The organism is Mesorhizobium dulcispinae, from assembly GCF_033977345.1.
Lineage (GTDB): Bacteria > Pseudomonadota > Alphaproteobacteria > Rhizobiales > Rhizobiaceae > Mesorhizobium > Mesorhizobium dulcispinae.
Genome location: NZ_JAVIIY010000059.1, coordinates 1 through 1,417 on the forward strand (window position 1 = coordinate 1; position 1,417 = coordinate 1,417).

General features: G+C 57.9%; 2 protein-coding genes. Both read left to right on the forward strand.

Going from position 1 to position 1,417, the window contains the following annotated elements:
• Positions 1-70 precede the first annotated feature (70 nt).
• Entirely contained in the window at positions 71-493 is a 423-nt protein-coding gene (locus tag RFN30_RS32215; protein ID WP_040970666.1) for a helix-turn-helix domain-containing protein, read from the forward strand.
• On the forward strand, positions 490-1,359 hold the full coding sequence (locus RFN30_RS32220) for an IS3 family transposase (RefSeq protein WP_320265971.1): 870 nt from the start codon (positions 490-492) through the stop codon (positions 1,357-1,359). Before RFN30_RS32215 ends, RFN30_RS32220 begins: the two co-directional genes overlap by 4 nt.
• Positions 1,360-1,417 lie beyond the last annotated feature (58 nt).

A 1,417-nucleotide genomic window follows, 5' to 3' on the forward strand; every position in this document is an offset into this window, starting at 1 on the left:
TTGGAGTGCACCCCCAGACTGAGACAAGGAAAATCGCGGACAGTTTCCCCGCAGGAGAGGAAACTGGGGCATGGCCGGACGGCAAAGATTTATTGATGAAGACCAAAAACGGGAGCTGCTCCAGCGCATGGAAGCGGGCGAAAACGTCAGCAAGTTGGCAGATGAGGTCGGCATCAGTCGTCAACGACTTTACGAGTGGCGTGATCACCTGAGGCTTTATGGCGATCTGAAGTCACGCCGGCGCGGCCGGCCGGCCAGATCGACAGCAGGACTAGACGGGGCCGCGCAGCTGCAGAATTCAGTCGATCTGCCGACGCCTCAGGAAAAGGCACTGACCAAGGCCAGGCGCCGGATCAGGGAATTGGAGCAGAAAGTCGGGCAACAGCAGCTTGATCTCGATTTTTTTCGCGAAGCCTTGCGGCACTTCGAGGAAGATCAGCGCCGGAGCAGCGCTCCTGGCGAAACGGGATCTTCAAAGTCATCGAAAAGATGACGACCGGCCTGTCGCAAGGCGAATTCAACATCGATAGAATGTGCTGGCTCGCTGGCGTCAGCCGCGCCAGTTATTATCGTCACTGGCTAGACTCGGCCCCGCGACGGGCCGAGACAGGTTTGCGCGATCTCATTCAAAAGATGGCTCTCGGCAACGCGCACTACGGTTACCGCCGGATCGGAGCCCTGTTGCGTCGGGAGGGGTGGCAAGTCAATCACAAGTGCGTTCTACGCATCATGCGTGAAGACAATCTGCTGTGCCTGCGCACGCGACCCTTTGTGCCTGCAACGACGAACTCGAGGCATGGTTGGCAAGTCGTGCCGAACTTGGCCAGGGGCATGATCCTCAGTGGGGTCAACCAGCTATGGGTTGCCGATATCACCTTCCTGCATCTGGCTGAGGAGTTTGCTTTCCTTGCCGTTGTGCTTGACGCGTTTAGCCGCAGGGTGGTCGGATGGGCGTTGGATACGCATCTCAGAGCAAGCCTTGCCATTGAGGCCCTCGAGATGGCCATCACCGATCGCCAGCCTGCTCCAGGGGGTCTCGTGCACCATTCCGACCGCGGCGTTCAATACGCCTGTGGGGCCTACTCCGAACTTCTGCATCTCCATGGCATCCAGGCGAGCATGAGCCGCGTCGGAAATCCTTACGACAACGCGAAGGCGGAAAGCTTCATGAAAACGCTGAAGCAGGAAGAGGTGCAAGGTCTCGCCTATAAGGATGCTGATGATGCCCGTAGGCGCATCGGCGCTTTCATCGATACCGTTTACAACACGCAGCGCCTGCATTCGGCGCTCCATTATCTCACGCCGGAGGAATACGAACAGAAGCATTCAGGTGGACGACAGATGGAAAAGGCGGCATAGCTTAACGTGGGACGATGTCCGCGATTTTCCTTGTCTCAGTCTGGGGGTGCACTCCAGT